Here is a 14,297-nt window from a genome sequence, read left to right on the forward strand (position 1 = left end):
ACAAAGTTGATCCGTGTTTTATTCGAAATGCATGCCGCCAGCGACGAAAAAACGCCCTTCAAAATGAAAAATAAAACTTTTTTGCCCGATCCGCGCCCGGCTAACGTTTCCTTGTCGCCTGCGGCTGACTATGATGTGATGGGTGCCGCCGCCGCGGTTTGTGAGCCGCCGCACTTTCGCGCGGATTGCGCCGCGGGAATAAAGAACTCTTGTCTGCTGCTGACGTCTTAGAAATGATTATTTAAGGGAAACGCCTGACTATGACCAACCGGTTGACCAAAACCGCGTTAGCGGTGCTGCTGCTCGGCACGCTGAACGCCACCGCCCTGGCGCCAGCACAGGCGGAAAGCCAGGATCAGTTGCCGGATATGGGCACCTCCGCCGGCGGCACCCTGAGCATCGGACAAGAGCTGGCGATGGGCGATTTCTACGTGCGCCAACTGCGCGCCAGTGCCCCGCTGATCAACGATCCGCTGCTGAGCCAGTACATCAACCAGTTGGGCAACCGGCTGGTGGCCAGCGCCTATTCGGTGCGCACGCCGTTCCATTTCTATCTGGTGCGCAACGACGAGATCAACGCCTTCGCCTTCTTCGGCGGCAACGTGGTGCTGCACTCCGCGCTGCTGCGCGTCAGCGACAACGAAAGCCAGCTGGCTTCGGTGCTGGCACACGAAATCTCGCACGTCACCCAGCGCCACCTGGCGCGCGCAATGGAAGATCAGCAGCGCAACGCCCCGCTGACCTGGGTGGGCGCGCTCGGCTCCATCCTGCTGGCGATGGCCAACCCGACTATGGGCATGGCGGCGCTGAGCGGCACCCTGGCCGGCACCCAGCAGGGCATGATCAGCTTTACCCAATCGAACGAACAGGAAGCTGACCGCATCGGCATTCAAGTGCTGCAGCGTGCCGGATTCGATCCGGAAGCGATGCCCGACTTCCTGCAGAAGCTCTCGGATCAGTCGCGCTACGCCTCCAAACCGCCGGAAATGCTGCTGACGCACCCGTTGCCGGACAGCCGCCTTTCCGACGCGCGCAACCGCGCCAACCAGATGCCGAAACACATCGTGCAGTCTTCGCAGGATTACCTGATGGCCAAGGTGCGCGCACTGGGCATGTACAGCTCGGAAGGCTATGGCCTGAACGAAGAGCTGCTCGGCTCGCTCAGCAAGGGCAATGTGCGCGAACAGGCGGCCGCCAAATACGGCCGCGCCATCCTGTTCTATGAAGCGAAAAAATACGACGACGCGCGCAACATCATTCAGCCGATGCTGGCGCAGGATGCGAAAAACGTCTGGCTGATCGACCTGATGACCGACATCGATCTCGGCCAGAAACGCGCGCCGCAGGCCATCGCCCGGCTGCAGGCGGCCAACGCCGCCCAGAGCAACAACCCGGTGCTGCAGCTCAACCTGGCCAACGCCTATGTCGAAGGCAACCAGCCGGCGCAGGCCTCGAAGATCCTGAACCGCTACACCTTTGCCCATCCGGACGATCCGAACGGCTGGGATCTGCTGGCGCAGGCCAGCGCCGCCCAAGGGCTGCGCGATGAAGAACTGTCGGCCCGCGCCGAAAGCCTGGCGCTGACCGGCCGGCTCGATCAGGCCATCGGCCTGCTCAGCAATGCCAGCTCGCTGCAAAAACTCGGCAGCCTGAAACAGGCGCGCTACGATGCGCGCATCGACCAGCTGCGCCAACTGCAACAGCGCTTCCGCCAATACCAGCGCAGCTGATGCAACAAGGAATGAACGCCATGAAAAACGTCACGATTTACCACAACCCGCGCTGCTCCAAGAGCCGTGAAACCCTGGCGCTGCTGGAACAGCACGGCGTCGATCCCAAGGTGGTGCTGTACCTTGAAACGCCCCCGTCGGCCGATGAGCTGAAAAAGCTGTTGAAGGAACTGGGCTTCACATCGGCGCGCGATCTGATGCGCAAGAAAGAAGACCTGTACAAGGAATTGAAGCTGGCGGACGGCAGCCTGAGCGAAGAACAGCTGCTGGCGGCGATGACGGCGAACCCGAAACTGATCGAACGCCCGATCGTGGTGAAAGGCAGCAAGGCGCGCATCGGCCGGCCGCCGGAGCAGGTGCTGGAGATTTTGTAAACGGTCAACCCGCCTCTTATTGAGCCGTAACATACCAATAGCCCTGAACAGGGCTATTTTTAATTGTTTGTTATATAAATACTTTTCATCATCCTCAACTTCTCCTGTTGCTATGCTGCACAAATGCCGAGCCTCACGGCAAGACAGGCGTTGACAACCGTCAACACCCCCACTACCCTAATCGCATCACTGGACGAGCGATGAAAAAACACCCAGACAAGCATATCCAGGCGGCATTAGCTTACGCCCTTTCTCAGGGTTGGCATTTTCGCCCCAGCAAAGGGCACGCATTTGGACGACTGCATTGCGCCTTTGCCGGACATCAAGAACATATGATGAGCATCTGGAGCACGCCGAAAAATCCAGAGGTACATGCCAAACAGATTCGGCGCAAAGTCGATCACTGCCTGGCGCTGTCGCAGAAAAAATAACCGGAGAATCACCATGACGCTCTTTCATTTCTCATTGACGCTAGATGGAGTGACCGCCGATACCACCGGGTTGGAGGATGCGCTGCATGCAGCGGGATGCGATGACGCGCTGATCTGTTTCTACGGTAAAACCGTCTACCTGGAGTTCGATCGAGAAAGCGATAACTTTGCGCACGCGATTTGCAGCGCCATCAGTGATATTGAGTCTGCAAATATTGGCGCCAAGGTGATATCGGTAGACTCCAGCCTGGTGGGATTAAGCGATATTGCCGAGCTCACTGAACTGTCGCGTCAGGCGATCGCGATGCTAAAAGACGGGACTCGCGGCCCCGGCGGCTTCCCTTCCCCCATTCAACGGCTCGGCGGCACCTCACCGTTATGGCGCTGGGCTGACGTGGCGGCCTGGTTGGCGCAACAAGGGAAAATCGACCCGCGGCTTGCAGACAATGCGCAGTGTCTGGAACATATCAATCTCGCTTTGCAACTGCGAAGCGATCGGCAACGCCAGCAGGTTGAGCACTACAGCTCCCTGCTGGAACATGCAGAAAAACAGGTTTGATGGCTCGCTACAGCCCCAAGATCTCTTTAACGAACGGGATGGTCAGCTTGCGCTGGGCGGTGATCGAGGCGCGATCGAGTTGATCGAGGGTCATAAACAGCGTGCGCATCTCGCGATCCAGCCGTTTCAACAGGAAGCGGCCCACGTCTTCCGGCAGCTCGAAGCCGCGCAGTTTGCCGCGCAGCTGCAGCGCCAGCAGTTTCTCTTCGTCCGACAGCGGCTGCAGCTTGTAGATCTGCCCCCAGTCCAGGCGCGAAGCCAGATCCGGCAAACGCAGGTTCAGCTGGCGCGGCGGGCGATCTCCGGTGATGAACAAACGGGTGCGGCCGGTTTCCAGAATGCGATTGTAGAGGTTGAAGATCGCCATCTCCCACTCTTCGTCGCCGGCGATGCATTCAATATTGTCGATGCAAACCAGCGCCAGCTGCTCCATGCCGTCCAACACTTCAGGCACGAAGTAGGCGCGCTTGTCGAGCGGCACATAGCCCACCGCCTCGCCCTTCTGCGAAAGCTCGGCGCAGGCCGCATGCAGCAGATGGCTGCGCCCGCCGCCTTCACGCGACCAAAAATAGATATAGCTGCCATGTTCCTGACGGACGGCGGATTGGATCGCGGCTAATAGGGATGGGTTCTCGCCCGGATAAAAACTGGCGAAAGTTTCATCATCGGGAAGATAAAGTGGCAGTGAAAGCTGTGCCGGCGTATTCAGAGAAGCACCTCAACCAAAACTGGCAGAAAAACGTGGGCAGTTTAACACAGAAAACGGGCGCTGTTGAACCGGCAGGATCTTATGCCGCAATAGTGAGCAATGCCTAAGCGCCGCTTGATCGGCTGCGGTGTCCGCCAAGGCAAGAATTGTCCGATATCATTCCCTAACTCCATGCCTGCGCAGGTTAAATTTGTAATTTAAGTAAAATCTGACCTAGTATAGGTAGGCTAAATGCAATCACCATCAACAAGGTTTCTGCAAGGATATAGACGATGAAAGTATGGAATAAAGTGCTGTTGGCCTCCTTTATCGGGTTGTTGGTTGCCGGCTGTGATGACTCGTCCAAGGTTGACGCCAACCTGGATAAAGCCAAAGACAGCGCCGAGCAGATGAAAGACGCCGCCCAGAAAAAAGCGGACGATCTGACGGACAAAGCGAAAGCAACGGCGGATGAAATCAAAAAAGAGGCCGCCACCCAGGCTGACCAGCTGAAAGACAAAGCCTCGGCGATTAAAGATGAAGCTGCCAAACAGGCGGACGCCATCACCAACGACGCCAAGGCCAAAGCCGCCGCGATCAAAGACGACGCAGGCAAACAGAGCCAGCAGTTGGTGGATCAGGCTAAAGCCATCAAGAACGACGCCATCAACGGCGCTAACGATCTGACCGAGCAGGCCAAGGCCAAGACCGAAGCCATCAAGAGCAGCGCCGAAAACAAAGCGCAAGAGTTGAAACAAGAGACCGATGCGGCGGTAAACGGCGATACGCAGCCGGCCACCCAGCAATAAGCATACTCAGCAATAAAGTAAGGAGCAGTAAATGGGGATTATTTCCTGGATTATCTTCGGCCTGATCGCCGGTATTTTGGCTAAGTGGATCATGCCCGGCAAAGACGGCGGCGGCTTTATCCTGACCATCGTGCTGGGGATCATCGGCGCCGTGGTCGGCGGCTATATCAGCACCTTCTTCGGCTACGGCAAGGTTGACGGCTTCAACTTCGGCAGCTTCGTGGTAGCGGTTATCGGCGCTATCGTGGTGCTGTTCGTGTACCGCAAAATTCGCAGCTAATATGACATTGGGGAGCTGAGGCTCCCCTTTTTCACTATTTAACCATGCGTCCGTCATTAAGAATGAACGCAGTTCTCCCGTCCCAAAACTCAGCAATAAAAATATCTTTCGGCTCTATACCGTGTTCACGGATAGTTTGGCTCAACCACTCCTCATCTTTATTAATCTCCTGCAGCTCATAAGGCCTGGCTCTGCCATTTTTCATAATGATAATCGAAGGCAGCTCATTTCCCTCACATACCGCAGTTATCTGACCGCCCGGCTCAATTTGCGCATAGACAATCTCTTGAAAAGCGTGAACCCCCTGCGCATGCAGCTGTGAGGAAACGTTCAAGATATCGATTTTATTTTTCTTGGCTAAAATATTTTCCATTAAAAAGCGGCCGTTTTTTATAATTGGTATCGGGTTGCCGATAGTGACCGAACGAAAGAAGTTGCAGTGTTTACTGATTGCATTCAACAGAGAAATTAGCCCTACACCGATAAGCAGTACAACGACATACTGGTACAAGGGGATGCTATCGCTATAGATAACGCCCCCAATAATGCCCCCGAGCACAAAGTTGCCGATAAAATCCACAGGGGTCATTTGCGATAGCTGGGTCTTTCCGGACAGGTTCAAGTGGGTGATAACAATGACAAAGCCAATAACAAATTTGAGCAAAATATATCCGTAGTACTCCATATCCTTTTCCTTTTAATCGATGTTGTTAATGCTATCAGCTACTTTATCCCAACGGATGTAAAGGCAGAAATACGAGTAAAAAGGGCAGCCCCTGGGCTGCCCTTTTCGTTACTTCTGCTCCGCCGGTTCGTCCGGCGCGTCGAGCACCTCTTCTTCCTTGCGGAACAGGCTGATGACCTTGAATAGCAGGCTCAGGCCGATACCCACGATGGTCGCCAGCGCCATGCCTTTCAGCTCCGCCGCACCGATATGCACCTTGGCACCGCTTACGCCGATGATCAGGATCACCGAGGTCAAAATCAGGTTTTGCGCTTTGTTGTAATCCACTTTGGACTCGATCAGCACGCGAATGCCCGAGGCGCCGATCACACCGTACAGCAGCAGGGAAACGCCGCCCATCACCGGCACCGGCACCGCCTGGATCGCCGCCGCCAGCTTACCGATGCAGGACAGCAGGATCGCCAACACCGCCGCGCCGCCGATCACCCAGGTGCTGTAGACCTTGGTGATGGCCATCACGCCGATGTTCTCACCGTAGGTGGTGTTCGGCGTAGAGCCGAAGAAGCCGGAGAACACCGTCGAGATACCGTTAGCGAACATCGAGCGGTGCAGCCCTGGATCGCGGATCAGATCTTTCTTCACGATGTTGGCGGTCACCACCAGGTGGCCGACGTGCTCGGCGATCACCACCAGCGCCGCCGGCAGAATGGTGAAGATGGCGAACCACTCAAAGCGCGGAGTGTAGAAGGTCGGCAGCGCGAACCAGTGCGCCTCGCGAATCGGAGTCAAATCCACCACGCCCATGAAGAACGACAGCGCATAGCCCACCAGCACGCCGATCAGGATCGGGATAATCGCCAGGAAGCCGCGGAACAGCACCGAGCCGAGCACCGTGACCGCCAGCGTCACCAGCGAAATGGTGATGGTGGTCGAATCGGCGCTGGTGCCTTCCGCCGGCAGCAGCCCCGCCATGTTGGCCGCCACGCCCGCCAACTCCAGCCCGATGACGGCGACGATCGCCCCCATCGCCGCCGGCGGGAACATCACGTCCAACCAGCCGGTGCCGGCCTTTTTCACGATCAACGCCACCAGGCAAAACAGCACGCCGCACATGATGAAACCGCCCAACGCCACTTCGTAACCGAGCGGCAACAGCAGCAGCACCGGCGAGATAAACGCGAAGCTGGAACCGAGGTAGGCCGGGATCTTGCCTTTACAGATGAACAGATACAGCAGCGTGCCAATGCCGTTGAACAGCAGCACGGTCGCCGGGTTGATCTTGAACAGGATAGGCACCAGCACGGTGGCGCCGAACATGGCGAACAGGTGCTGGAAGCTGAGCGGAATGGTCTGGAGCAGCGGCGGGCGCTCGCTGACGCCGATGGCGCGACGGGTCATGTGTGCTTTTCCTCGGTTTATTGGTTTTATAGGTTTTAGTCAAAAAAAAGCCGACTCGTTAAGTCGGCTCAAATGTTTACTTGGTACCAAATATCTTGTCGCCCGCATCGCCCAGGCCAGGCACGATGTAGCCTTTGTCGTTCAGGCACTGATCGATGGAGGCGGTGTACAGCTCAACGTCCGGGTGCGCTTTCTCCAGCGCGGCGATGCCTTCCGGCGCCGCCACCAGAACCAGCACCTTGATGCTGTGGCAGCCGGCTTTCTTCAGCAGATCGATAGTGGAGATCATCGAACCGCCGGTGGCCAGCATCGGGTCAACGACCAGCGCCATACGCTCTTCGATGTTGGAAACCAGCTTCTGGAAGTACGGCACCGGCTCCAGGGTTTCTTCGTCGCGGTATACGCCCACCACGCTGATGCGCGCGCTCGGCACGTGCTCCAAAACCCCTTCCATCATGCCCAGGCCTGCGCGCAGGATCGGCACTACGGTAATCTTTTTCCCTTTGATCTGATCCACTTCAACTGGCCCGCACCAGCCTTCGATGGTGACTTTTTCCGTCTCCAGATCGGCGGTCGCTTCATAGGTCAGTAAACTACCCACTTCTGAGGCCAGCTCACGGAAGCGTTTGGTGCTGATGTCATTTTCGCGCATCAGGCCAAGCTTGTGTTTTACCAGCGGGTGTTTCACCTCAACGATCTTCATCATTTTTCTCCTATTAAGGTGGTTGCGGCCAAAAAAATCGCGGGATTATACCTCCTTTTTTTCGCCGCGCCACCCACAATAGCCCGATCGGGATCAACAAAAGTTTGAATATCAGTATAGATGACGAAAAAGCGGAGCCGGTTCACAAGCCGCTCGCAAACGTTTGCCTGCGCTGTTAGAATTGCCGCGCCTTATTCCGGAATCAACATCGGAAGCACAGTTTTCAAACCGCAAACCGTCGTGGGGAATCGCGCAGTGACCGACAAAACCTCTCTCAGCTATAAAGACGCAGGTGTCGATATCGATGCTGGCAACGCATTGGTAGACCGCATCAAAGGTGTAGTTAAACAGACCCGTCGCCCGGAAGTGATGGGCGGTCTGGGCGGGTTTGGCGCCCTGTGTGCGTTGCCGCAGAAATACCGCGAGCCGGTGCTGGTTTCCGGTACCGACGGTGTGGGCACCAAGCTGCGTCTGGCGATGGATCTGAAACGCCACGACACCATCGGCATCGATCTGGTGGCGATGTGCGTCAACGATCTGGTGGTTCAGGGCGCCGAGCCGCTGTTCTTCCTCGACTACTACGCGACCGGCAAGCTGGATGTGGACACCGCGGCCAGCGTGATCACCGGCATCGCCGAAGGCTGCAAACAGTCCGGCTGTGCGCTGGTGGGCGGCGAAACCGCTGAAATGCCGGGCATGTACCACGGCGAAGACTACGACGTGGCCGGTTTCTGCGTCGGCGTGGTCGAAAAATCCGAGATCATCGACGGCAGCAAAGTGCAGTCCGGCGACGCGCTGATCGCCCTGGGCGCTTCCGGCCCGCACTCCAACGGCTACTCGCTGGTGCGCAAAATCCTGGAAGTGAGCAACACCGATCCGACCGCCACCCAGCTGGAAGGCAAACCGCTGGCCGACCACCTGCTGGCGCCGACCAAGATTTACGTGAAGTCCGTGCTGGAGCTGATCGAGAAGGCGGACGTACACGCCATCGCTCACCTCACCGGCGGCGGCTTCTGGGAAAACATTCCACGCGTGCTGCCGGAAGGCATGCAGGCGGTGATCGACGAAGCCAGCTGGCAGTGGCCGGCGGTGTTCACCTGGCTGCAGCAGGCCGGCAACGTCAGCCGCCATGAAATGTACCGCACCTTCAACTGCGGCATAGGCATGGTCATCGCCCTGCCGGAAGCCGAAGTGGAAGCGGCCATCGCGCTGCTGACCGCGGCAGGTGAAAAAGCGTGGAAAATCGGTAAACTGACCGCCTCTTCCGACGAACAACAAGTGGTCATCAACTGATGAAAAAGATCGTGGTGTTGGTCTCCGGCCAGGGGAGCAATCTCCAGGCGCTGATTGACGCCTGCCAGCAGGACCGCATCGCCGCCGAGATCGTGGCGGTGTTCAGCAACAAGGCGCAGGCTTACGGCCTGCAGCGCGCCGAGGCGGCGGGCATCGCCACCCAGGCGCTGGATGCCAAGGCCTACGCCGATCGCACGGCGTTCGACGCCGCGTTGGCGGACGCCATCGACCAGTACCAGCCCGATCTGGTGGTGCTGGCCGGCTACATGCGCATCCTCAGCCCGCAGTTCGTGCAGCGTTATGCCGGCCGCATGCTGAACATCCACCCTTCCCTGCTGCCGAAATACCCCGGGCTGCATACCCACCGTCAGGCCATCGACAACGGCGACAGCGAACACGGCACCTCGGTGCACTTCGTGACCGAGCAGCTCGACGGCGGCCCGGTGATTTTGCAGGCCAAGGTGCCGATTTTCGCTGACGACGAAGAGGATGACGTGGTTGAACGGGTGCAAACCCAGGAACACACGATCTATCCGCTGGTGGTGAGCTGGTTCGTCGACGGCCGCCTGGCGATGCGCGATGGCGCCGCCTGGCTGGACGGCGAACGCCTGCCTGAGCAGGGCCACGCCGCCGACTGATGCGCGCAGCCTGAACCTTGCCTAAACGGCGCCCACGCGGCGCCGTTTTTTTTTCGCCTTCATCCATTCTGTGAAGTTATACTTTGCACAATTTCACGGCACAGAGGAGCCCACATGTCCAGCACTGCCAGCGTCAGGTTACGCCCATTGGAACGGGACGATCTGTCGTTCGTCCACCAGATGGACAACAACGCCAGCGTTATGCGCTATTGGTTTGAAGAACCTTACGAAGCCTTTGTCGAGCTTTCCGATCTCTACGACAAACACATCCACGATCAGAGCGAGCGCCGCTTTATCATCGAGCACGAAGGCGCCAAGGTCGGCCTGGTGGAGCTGGTGGAGATCGATCACATCCACCGCCGCGCAGAGTTCCAGATCATCATCGATCCCGCCCACCAGGGCAAAGGCTATGCCAGCACCGCCGCCCGCCTGGCGATGGACTACGGCTTCTCGGTGTTGAACCTGTACAAGCTGTACCTGATCGTCGACAAAGAGAACCCGAAGGCGATCCACATCTACAGCAAGCTGGGCTTCAACGTGGAAGGCGAGCTGATCGACGAGTTCTTCGTCAACGGCGAATACCGCACCGTGCTGCGCATGTGCATCTTCCAGCCGCAATACCTGGCGAAGTTCAAAACGCCCAATGATAAGCCGCTGGTGAAGTGACGGTCAGCAAGAAAAAGAGAAAACCCGCGCAGGCGGGTTTTTTCCTATCATATAAAGGCATTAGCCCGGTTAGTTCACTATTTTAAGCGCTCTAAAACCGGTTCCGGCACTGTTCTCCTCCCCCAGCAACACTCGCTCAAACCCCATCTTCCCTTTTCTGTTCGTCAGCAGGCTTAGCGACGTATTGCCTTCGCTCCAGGGGTAATCGATAGCGACCACACGGGCACCGGAGGCATGCATTTCAATCAAATCGGTATTGCCATTGATAATTTTAGTTCCTTCTTTCGCCACGCTGAAAGCACTAGCATTAATCGAATACCCATTATTTGCCCCCGAAGGCAATCCGATGACCAAGCAGTTCTGACCGGAATTTTTGACTTTACCCACATCAAGAGATGAAACGGATACCAGAGCGCTTTGGCTATCGATCGTGACCGAGTTCGTTCCCGAATTAATGCTGGCCTCGATAACTTTATTGAGTGAAAAGGTGCCTACCGTATTCTCCGTTCCTCCCTCCGAGCGTACGAAGTCAATATAAAGCTGACTGACACTGCCATTGGTGCTTCCTGACGCTTTAACGATCCCTTTGCAAGATTCTGCCGTTGTGCCATACAAGAAGAACCCTGTTGAAGGGCGGTTAGAACAAACGATAGAAATACCGTGCAAACCGGTAAACGCCACGCTGCAGCCAATCAAGGTGATACCGCGGCAATCTACAAATAAAAAACCGTGGCATGGCGCCTGGTTAACATAGCTCTCTGGGCCGCCAAACGCTTTGCAATTGATGAAGACGGCCTCTTGTAATGCCTCAGCATAAAAACAAGGCGCTGTTGCCGTCATATTGGTATGTTTTACGATGACGTTTACTGCCGTTAGCGTCTGGGAGACTTTGTCCGACGGATTATTATCGTTATCTGGCTCGATAACGATGCCGATACCGCTGTCCGCCAAATTATCAATATTGATATTCTCCAGGATAAAACCGTCATAGGGCTTACGTAAAACAATTGCGCTCCCGGTATGACTGGCCATATTGATCGAGATATCTTTGATGCACACGCCAACGGTAGAGTACCCCGCAATATCAGAGTCAAATTTGAAAACGGCCCCCAGCTCCCCCAGGTCAGCCGTGAGGAGTAACTTCGTTGACTGAATCCCCTCCCCAACGATGTGTACCCCTGGCTTTAAAAAAACGATCTGCTTAGTGATGCTGTAGGTACCGGCAGGCACGATGACCTTACCGCCGAGGGATTCCCAGACCGGGTTAGGATTCTCATTAATTTTCTTGGCAAGGCGAAGAAATGCGTTAGTTAAATTATTTCCTTCGCCCGCCTCAACAAAGTCGAGAATATTCATTGCATTGGATGACGCCATATTACTTCTCCTGTTTATACTGTCTCATTGTAGATTGACTCTTCTGTCACGGAGCTGAGCCAAGGCTTGAATAGACAGATTACCCGCAGATATAAAAATGCAAAGTCATATGTGTTGTATAATCGATGACAGATCATTCATCATCCGATAAAATAATGCACACCTATAGGACTATCTTTTTTCGAAAAAAGGGAAGTATTCTATGAACGCGCTCACATTACGGAGTAACGTTAACAACAGAGTCACATTAAGATGGTAAGATTAAATAAAAATTCAGACCTATTTTATGTTACCTACGAGCGAGAAATTTCATGCATAAAGTATCAAGCTTATTTATCTTTATTAGCCTTATTATTTTAATTATTGCGTTTTCATTGAATCTCTATGGCCACTACGCCACCAGTAACTCAAACGCTGTACCGCTGTTTTCCCCGCTCTGGTGGACACGCTGGTTCCCGCTCTACGCCTCGGGCGCTGCGTTGCTGTTGATAGGGCTGGTATTGCGGGTTTCGGGGCGGGGACGATAAAAACCCAATTTCATCGTAGATATTGCAGAGCGATATATGCACCATATTCATTATCAAAGCGAATATTTCTGCAATGTGTATATATTGCAAACCGAATTATTTTAAAGTGACAATAAAATCAATGCATTACTTTTTGATTACTGCGTAATAAAAAACCCACTTTTGCGGGCTTTTTATCACCTGTTAACAGCTTATCATGCTACAGATAGTATCAGTAACTACGTCCAATCTTGGTAGCCGTCTTCATGAATCCAGACAAGACCACCAGGGCATTCCTCTTCATAGAACCAAATGTCTTCATTTTTTGTTTTCCATTCCTCTTCTGTCTTAGGGAATACAGCTTTGTAATGTGTTACCTGTTCTTCAATGTCTCCCTCAAGGAATTGGCCATGTTTACCTAACCTTACTCTCCCTTCATTCATAAGCTGATGAATTAAGTCGAAAAAATAGTTTTTCTTTTCTTCATAGGACAATGTATTCCTATCAAAATTATCAGCTCTCATAGCTGACCATACGGTTCCAATGGAAGCACCGTCCAACTCTTCACTAAACAGTTTGTATTGATCCTCGCTATACAACATGGTTGCCCTCATCGAAATTTGATTTCTACTCTTTTTTTCACTTTACCTTGAAGCGCATTCAGGTGTTCATTATCTATGATATCAATCGTCCAACGTGCTTTGGTATCTTCCTTGCTACTTGAAACACTCCTAAGAGTTAATTTCTCACCTGTTTTTTCATTTAAAACCACCGTCCATAGTGCATCTTTTCTAACTTCTATTAATGGTTTCCCTCCGGTAAGAGATTGCGCATAATCGAAAATCGTCTGTTTCGATAAATTCTCAGTGGCAAACACTTTTGTATTACCTTGCTTGTTGCCGCCACCCTCACCTAACACCTGCTCGAACTGCTGACCAAACACGTTTAGCTTACTTTCGTTCTGTTTCGGGTCAAACACCTTAACCAACTGGTTAGTGTTAACCTTCTGTATTTCCCGCAAATAATCTGCCGTTTTAGTCGACAAATTCGCCCCGGCTGCTGTTTCTCCTTTGATAAAATCGGCAACCGGCTGAGTGTTGAACGTTTTTGTTTTGTATAATTCATCGGAAGCGTTCACCAGCTGTCGGCTCAACTTCCTCACGCCGTCTTCGGTTTTCCCCGGAATCAATGTGCTGCCGGTGGTTACGGCACCAGTACCAATAATCGCCTCTGGTGCCACAATATCCGCCGCATAAATACCGGCTTGGTTCAGGCAAAGCGCGGGGTTAGTTTTGCAACCGGCAATCGCCAATCGTGCCGCCAGAACCAATTCTGGCGCAGCTCCCACCAGCGTCATTCCCCCCGCAGTAAGTACCAGACCGCCGCCACCTACGGTCGCCACTATTGCGGCAGCTTCTCGGCGAGCCACAACACGTTTTGCCGCAGCAACATCACCTTTATCAGCGGCCAAAATGTCTTTCTGATTATCCAGCGCATACTGCATCAACATATGTTCGGTCATGTTGTAGCGATAAACCGACTGCGCGCTGTCCGCAGCACTGTAGGCGCCTTCCGGCGTATGCGTTGTCAACGCCCCGGTCAAAGCCCCGATCACTCGTGCCGTTTGCTCTTTTACTTCATTGCCGTTTAGCGCTTCCTGCAGACGGTAGAGCTGGCGTTCCTTTTCGTTGAGATTGGCCGGTTCGAACAGCGTGCTCTGCATCACGACGCCGGCCAGCTCCGCCGCCAGCGCCCCGGCAGCAGCCCCTTTACCATCGCCGCGCCCGATTTCCGCGGCGATGCCCGCCACAACCGCATGGCTGACTGACTTCCCGGCGGTACCCAGAACGTCGCCGTTATCCCCGATCAGATTGGCGCCCTCGGCCTGAACCTGGCTGCCGATGTTCGCCAGCAGCGCATTGGTCAGGTTGTCCTTGAAACTGCCACCATTGATGGCGGTATTCAGGCTGGAGCTGATGACCGATTGCCCGGCCACCCGCTGCGCCACCTTGCTCCAGTCGCCGTTGCTCAGTTGCGGCAGTTTGACGTTGTTTGGATTGAGCGGTTTGCCCGCCGCGTCCTATCGGCGTTTATATGGAATACAGCATCAAGAGAAAACGGCTCCGAAGAGCCGTTCATGGAAAAAAATATTACCGAATTACA

General features: G+C 54.7%; 16 protein-coding genes and 1 pseudogene. 10 read left to right on the plus strand and 7 right to left on the minus strand.

The genetic code is table 11. The annotated features are described in order from the left end of the window. Positions 1-260 precede the first annotated feature (260 nt). The 4 genes from bepA (at position 261) to SSARUM_RS17505 (ending at position 3,094) form a co-directional block, all read left to right on the plus strand. Positions 261-1,730, plus strand: a complete 1,470-nt coding sequence (bepA, locus tag SSARUM_RS17490; protein WP_033635508.1) for a beta-barrel assembly-enhancing protease — start codon at positions 261-263, stop codon at positions 1,728-1,730. Positions 1,731-1,750: 20 nt separating this feature from the next. Beyond that, positions 1,751-2,104: an arsenate reductase (glutaredoxin) gene (gene arsC, locus SSARUM_RS17495; protein WP_060430428.1), complete on the plus strand. Its 354-nt coding sequence runs from the start codon at positions 1,751-1,753 to the stop codon at positions 2,102-2,104. Between the two features lie 200 nt (positions 2,105-2,304). Continuing rightward, complete coding sequence (locus tag SSARUM_RS17500) at positions 2,305-2,535, plus strand: hypothetical protein (RefSeq protein ID WP_033644019.1); 231 nt, start codon at positions 2,305-2,307, stop codon at positions 2,533-2,535. 13 nt (positions 2,536-2,548) lie between these two features. Then, a complete protein-coding gene (locus tag SSARUM_RS17505; protein WP_041036242.1) occupies positions 2,549-3,094 on the plus strand; it encodes a helix-turn-helix transcriptional regulator in 546 nt (181 codons plus the stop codon). Positions 3,095-3,101: 7 nt separating this feature from the next. Here the strand turns inward: SSARUM_RS17505 and hda are convergent, their stop codons facing one another. Continuing rightward, complete coding sequence (gene hda / locus SSARUM_RS17510) at positions 3,102-3,803, minus strand: DnaA inactivator Hda (protein WP_025159568.1); 702 nt, start codon at positions 3,801-3,803, stop codon at positions 3,102-3,104. Positions 3,804-4,075: 272 nt separating this feature from the next. Between hda and SSARUM_RS17515 the strand changes: the two genes are divergently transcribed. After that, on the plus strand, positions 4,076-4,591 hold the full coding sequence (locus tag SSARUM_RS17515) for a hypothetical protein (protein WP_033635512.1): 516 nt from the start codon (positions 4,076-4,078) through the stop codon (positions 4,589-4,591). A 31-nt stretch (positions 4,592-4,622) separates the two neighbouring features. Further along, on the plus strand, positions 4,623-4,871 hold the full coding sequence (locus SSARUM_RS17520; protein ID WP_033635514.1) for a GlsB/YeaQ/YmgE family stress response membrane protein: 249 nt from the start codon (positions 4,623-4,625) through the stop codon (positions 4,869-4,871). Positions 4,872-4,905: 34 nt separating this feature from the next. Here the strand turns inward: SSARUM_RS17520 and SSARUM_RS17525 are convergent, their stop codons facing one another. The 3 genes from SSARUM_RS17525 to upp all read right to left on the minus strand — a co-directional run bounded on the left by SSARUM_RS17525 (position 4,906) and on the right by upp (position 7,657). Next, on the minus strand, positions 4,906-5,556 hold the full coding sequence (locus SSARUM_RS17525) for a DUF421 domain-containing protein (protein WP_060426150.1): 651 nt from the start codon (positions 5,554-5,556) through the stop codon (positions 4,906-4,908). Between the two features lie 108 nt (positions 5,557-5,664). Next, positions 5,665-6,954, minus strand: coding sequence for a uracil permease (uraA, locus tag SSARUM_RS17530; RefSeq protein WP_021504398.1), 1,290 nt, complete (start codon positions 6,952-6,954; stop codon positions 5,665-5,667). Positions 6,955-7,030: 76 nt separating this feature from the next. Then, the gene (gene upp, locus SSARUM_RS17535; protein ID WP_140926546.1) at positions 7,031-7,657 is read right to left on the minus strand and encodes a uracil phosphoribosyltransferase; all 627 of its coding nucleotides are present in this window, start codon (positions 7,655-7,657) and stop codon (positions 7,031-7,033) included. Between the two features lie 255 nt (positions 7,658-7,912). On the opposite strand from upp, the gene purM reads away from it, so the two are divergent. From purM to speG, 3 genes are all read left to right on the plus strand, one after another. After that, positions 7,913-8,950 (plus strand): phosphoribosylformylglycinamidine cyclo-ligase, encoded by a 1,038-nt coding sequence (purM, locus tag SSARUM_RS17540; protein WP_039568428.1) that lies wholly within the window; start codon positions 7,913-7,915, stop codon positions 8,948-8,950. After that, the gene (gene purN / locus SSARUM_RS17545; RefSeq protein ID WP_033648819.1) at positions 8,950-9,588 is read left to right on the plus strand and encodes a phosphoribosylglycinamide formyltransferase; all 639 of its coding nucleotides are present in this window, start codon (positions 8,950-8,952) and stop codon (positions 9,586-9,588) included. The genes purM and purN overlap by 1 nt, the downstream gene beginning before the upstream one ends. A 114-nt stretch (positions 9,589-9,702) precedes the next feature. Further along, positions 9,703-10,254 carry a spermidine N1-acetyltransferase gene (speG, locus tag SSARUM_RS17550; RefSeq protein WP_004941631.1) on the plus strand — a complete coding sequence of 184 codons (552 nt, stop codon included), beginning with the start codon at positions 9,703-9,705 and terminating at the stop codon, positions 10,252-10,254. 69 nt (positions 10,255-10,323) lie between these two features. Here the strand turns inward: speG and SSARUM_RS17555 are convergent, their stop codons facing one another. Further along, on the minus strand, positions 10,324-11,628 hold the full coding sequence (locus SSARUM_RS17555; RefSeq protein WP_060430430.1) for a hypothetical protein: 1,305 nt from the start codon (positions 11,626-11,628) through the stop codon (positions 10,324-10,326). A gap of 311 nt (positions 11,629-11,939) precedes the next feature. Here SSARUM_RS17555 and SSARUM_RS17560 point away from each other — a divergent pair, with 311 nt between their 5' ends. Next, a complete protein-coding gene (locus tag SSARUM_RS17560; RefSeq protein WP_071883832.1) occupies positions 11,940-12,155 on the plus strand; it encodes a hypothetical protein in 216 nt (71 codons plus the stop codon). 218 nt (positions 12,156-12,373) lie between these two features. On the opposite strand, the gene SSARUM_RS17565 is transcribed toward SSARUM_RS17560, so the two are convergent. After that, complete coding sequence (locus SSARUM_RS17565) at positions 12,374-12,736, minus strand: DUF596 domain-containing protein (protein WP_060430630.1); 363 nt, start codon at positions 12,734-12,736, stop codon at positions 12,374-12,376. Between the two features lie 8 nt (positions 12,737-12,744). Beyond that, a pseudogene (locus SSARUM_RS17570) lies at positions 12,745-14,214 on the minus strand (DUF637 domain-containing protein); the annotation flags it as partial. Between the last annotated feature and the right edge of the window lie 83 nt (positions 14,215-14,297).

It is taken from the genome of Serratia sarumanii (assembly GCF_029962605.1).
Lineage (GTDB): Bacteria > Pseudomonadota > Gammaproteobacteria > Enterobacterales > Enterobacteriaceae > Serratia > Serratia sarumanii.

Bases quoted from the DNA above. Each gene is read 5' to 3' on its own strand.
- SSARUM_RS17525 (WP_060426150.1), bottom strand. From the start codon at position 5,556: ATGGAGTACTACGGATATATTTTGCTCAAATTTGTTATTGGCTTTGTC.
- arsC (WP_060430428.1), top strand. From the start codon at position 1,751: ATGAAAAACGTCACGATTTACCACAACCCGCGCTGCTCCAAGAGCCGT.
- purN (WP_033648819.1), top strand. From the start codon at position 8,950: ATGAAAAAGATCGTGGTGTTGGTCTCCGGCCAGGGGAGCAATCTCCAG.
- SSARUM_RS17555 (WP_060430430.1), bottom strand. From the start codon at position 11,628: ATGGCGTCATCCAATGCAATGAATATTCTCGACTTTGTTGAGGCGGGC.
- SSARUM_RS17520 (WP_033635514.1), top strand. From the start codon at position 4,623: ATGGGGATTATTTCCTGGATTATCTTCGGCCTGATCGCCGGTATTTTG.
- SSARUM_RS17500 (WP_033644019.1), top strand. From the start codon at position 2,305: ATGAAAAAACACCCAGACAAGCATATCCAGGCGGCATTAGCTTACGCC.
- speG (WP_004941631.1), top strand. From the start codon at position 9,703: ATGTCCAGCACTGCCAGCGTCAGGTTACGCCCATTGGAACGGGACGAT.
- upp (WP_140926546.1), bottom strand. From the start codon at position 7,657: ATGAAGATCGTTGAGGTGAAACACCCGCTGGTAAAACACAAGCTTGGC.
- SSARUM_RS17515 (WP_033635512.1), top strand. From the start codon at position 4,076: ATGAAAGTATGGAATAAAGTGCTGTTGGCCTCCTTTATCGGGTTGTTG.
- uraA (WP_021504398.1), bottom strand. From the start codon at position 6,954: ATGACCCGTCGCGCCATCGGCGTCAGCGAGCGCCCGCCGCTGCTCCAG.
- SSARUM_RS17565 (WP_060430630.1), bottom strand. From the start codon at position 12,736: ATGTTGTATAGCGAGGATCAATACAAACTGTTTAGTGAAGAGTTGGAC.
- SSARUM_RS17505 (WP_041036242.1), top strand. From the start codon at position 2,549: ATGACGCTCTTTCATTTCTCATTGACGCTAGATGGAGTGACCGCCGAT.
- SSARUM_RS17560 (WP_071883832.1), top strand. From the start codon at position 11,940: ATGCATAAAGTATCAAGCTTATTTATCTTTATTAGCCTTATTATTTTA.
- bepA (WP_033635508.1), top strand. From the start codon at position 261: ATGACCAACCGGTTGACCAAAACCGCGTTAGCGGTGCTGCTGCTCGGC.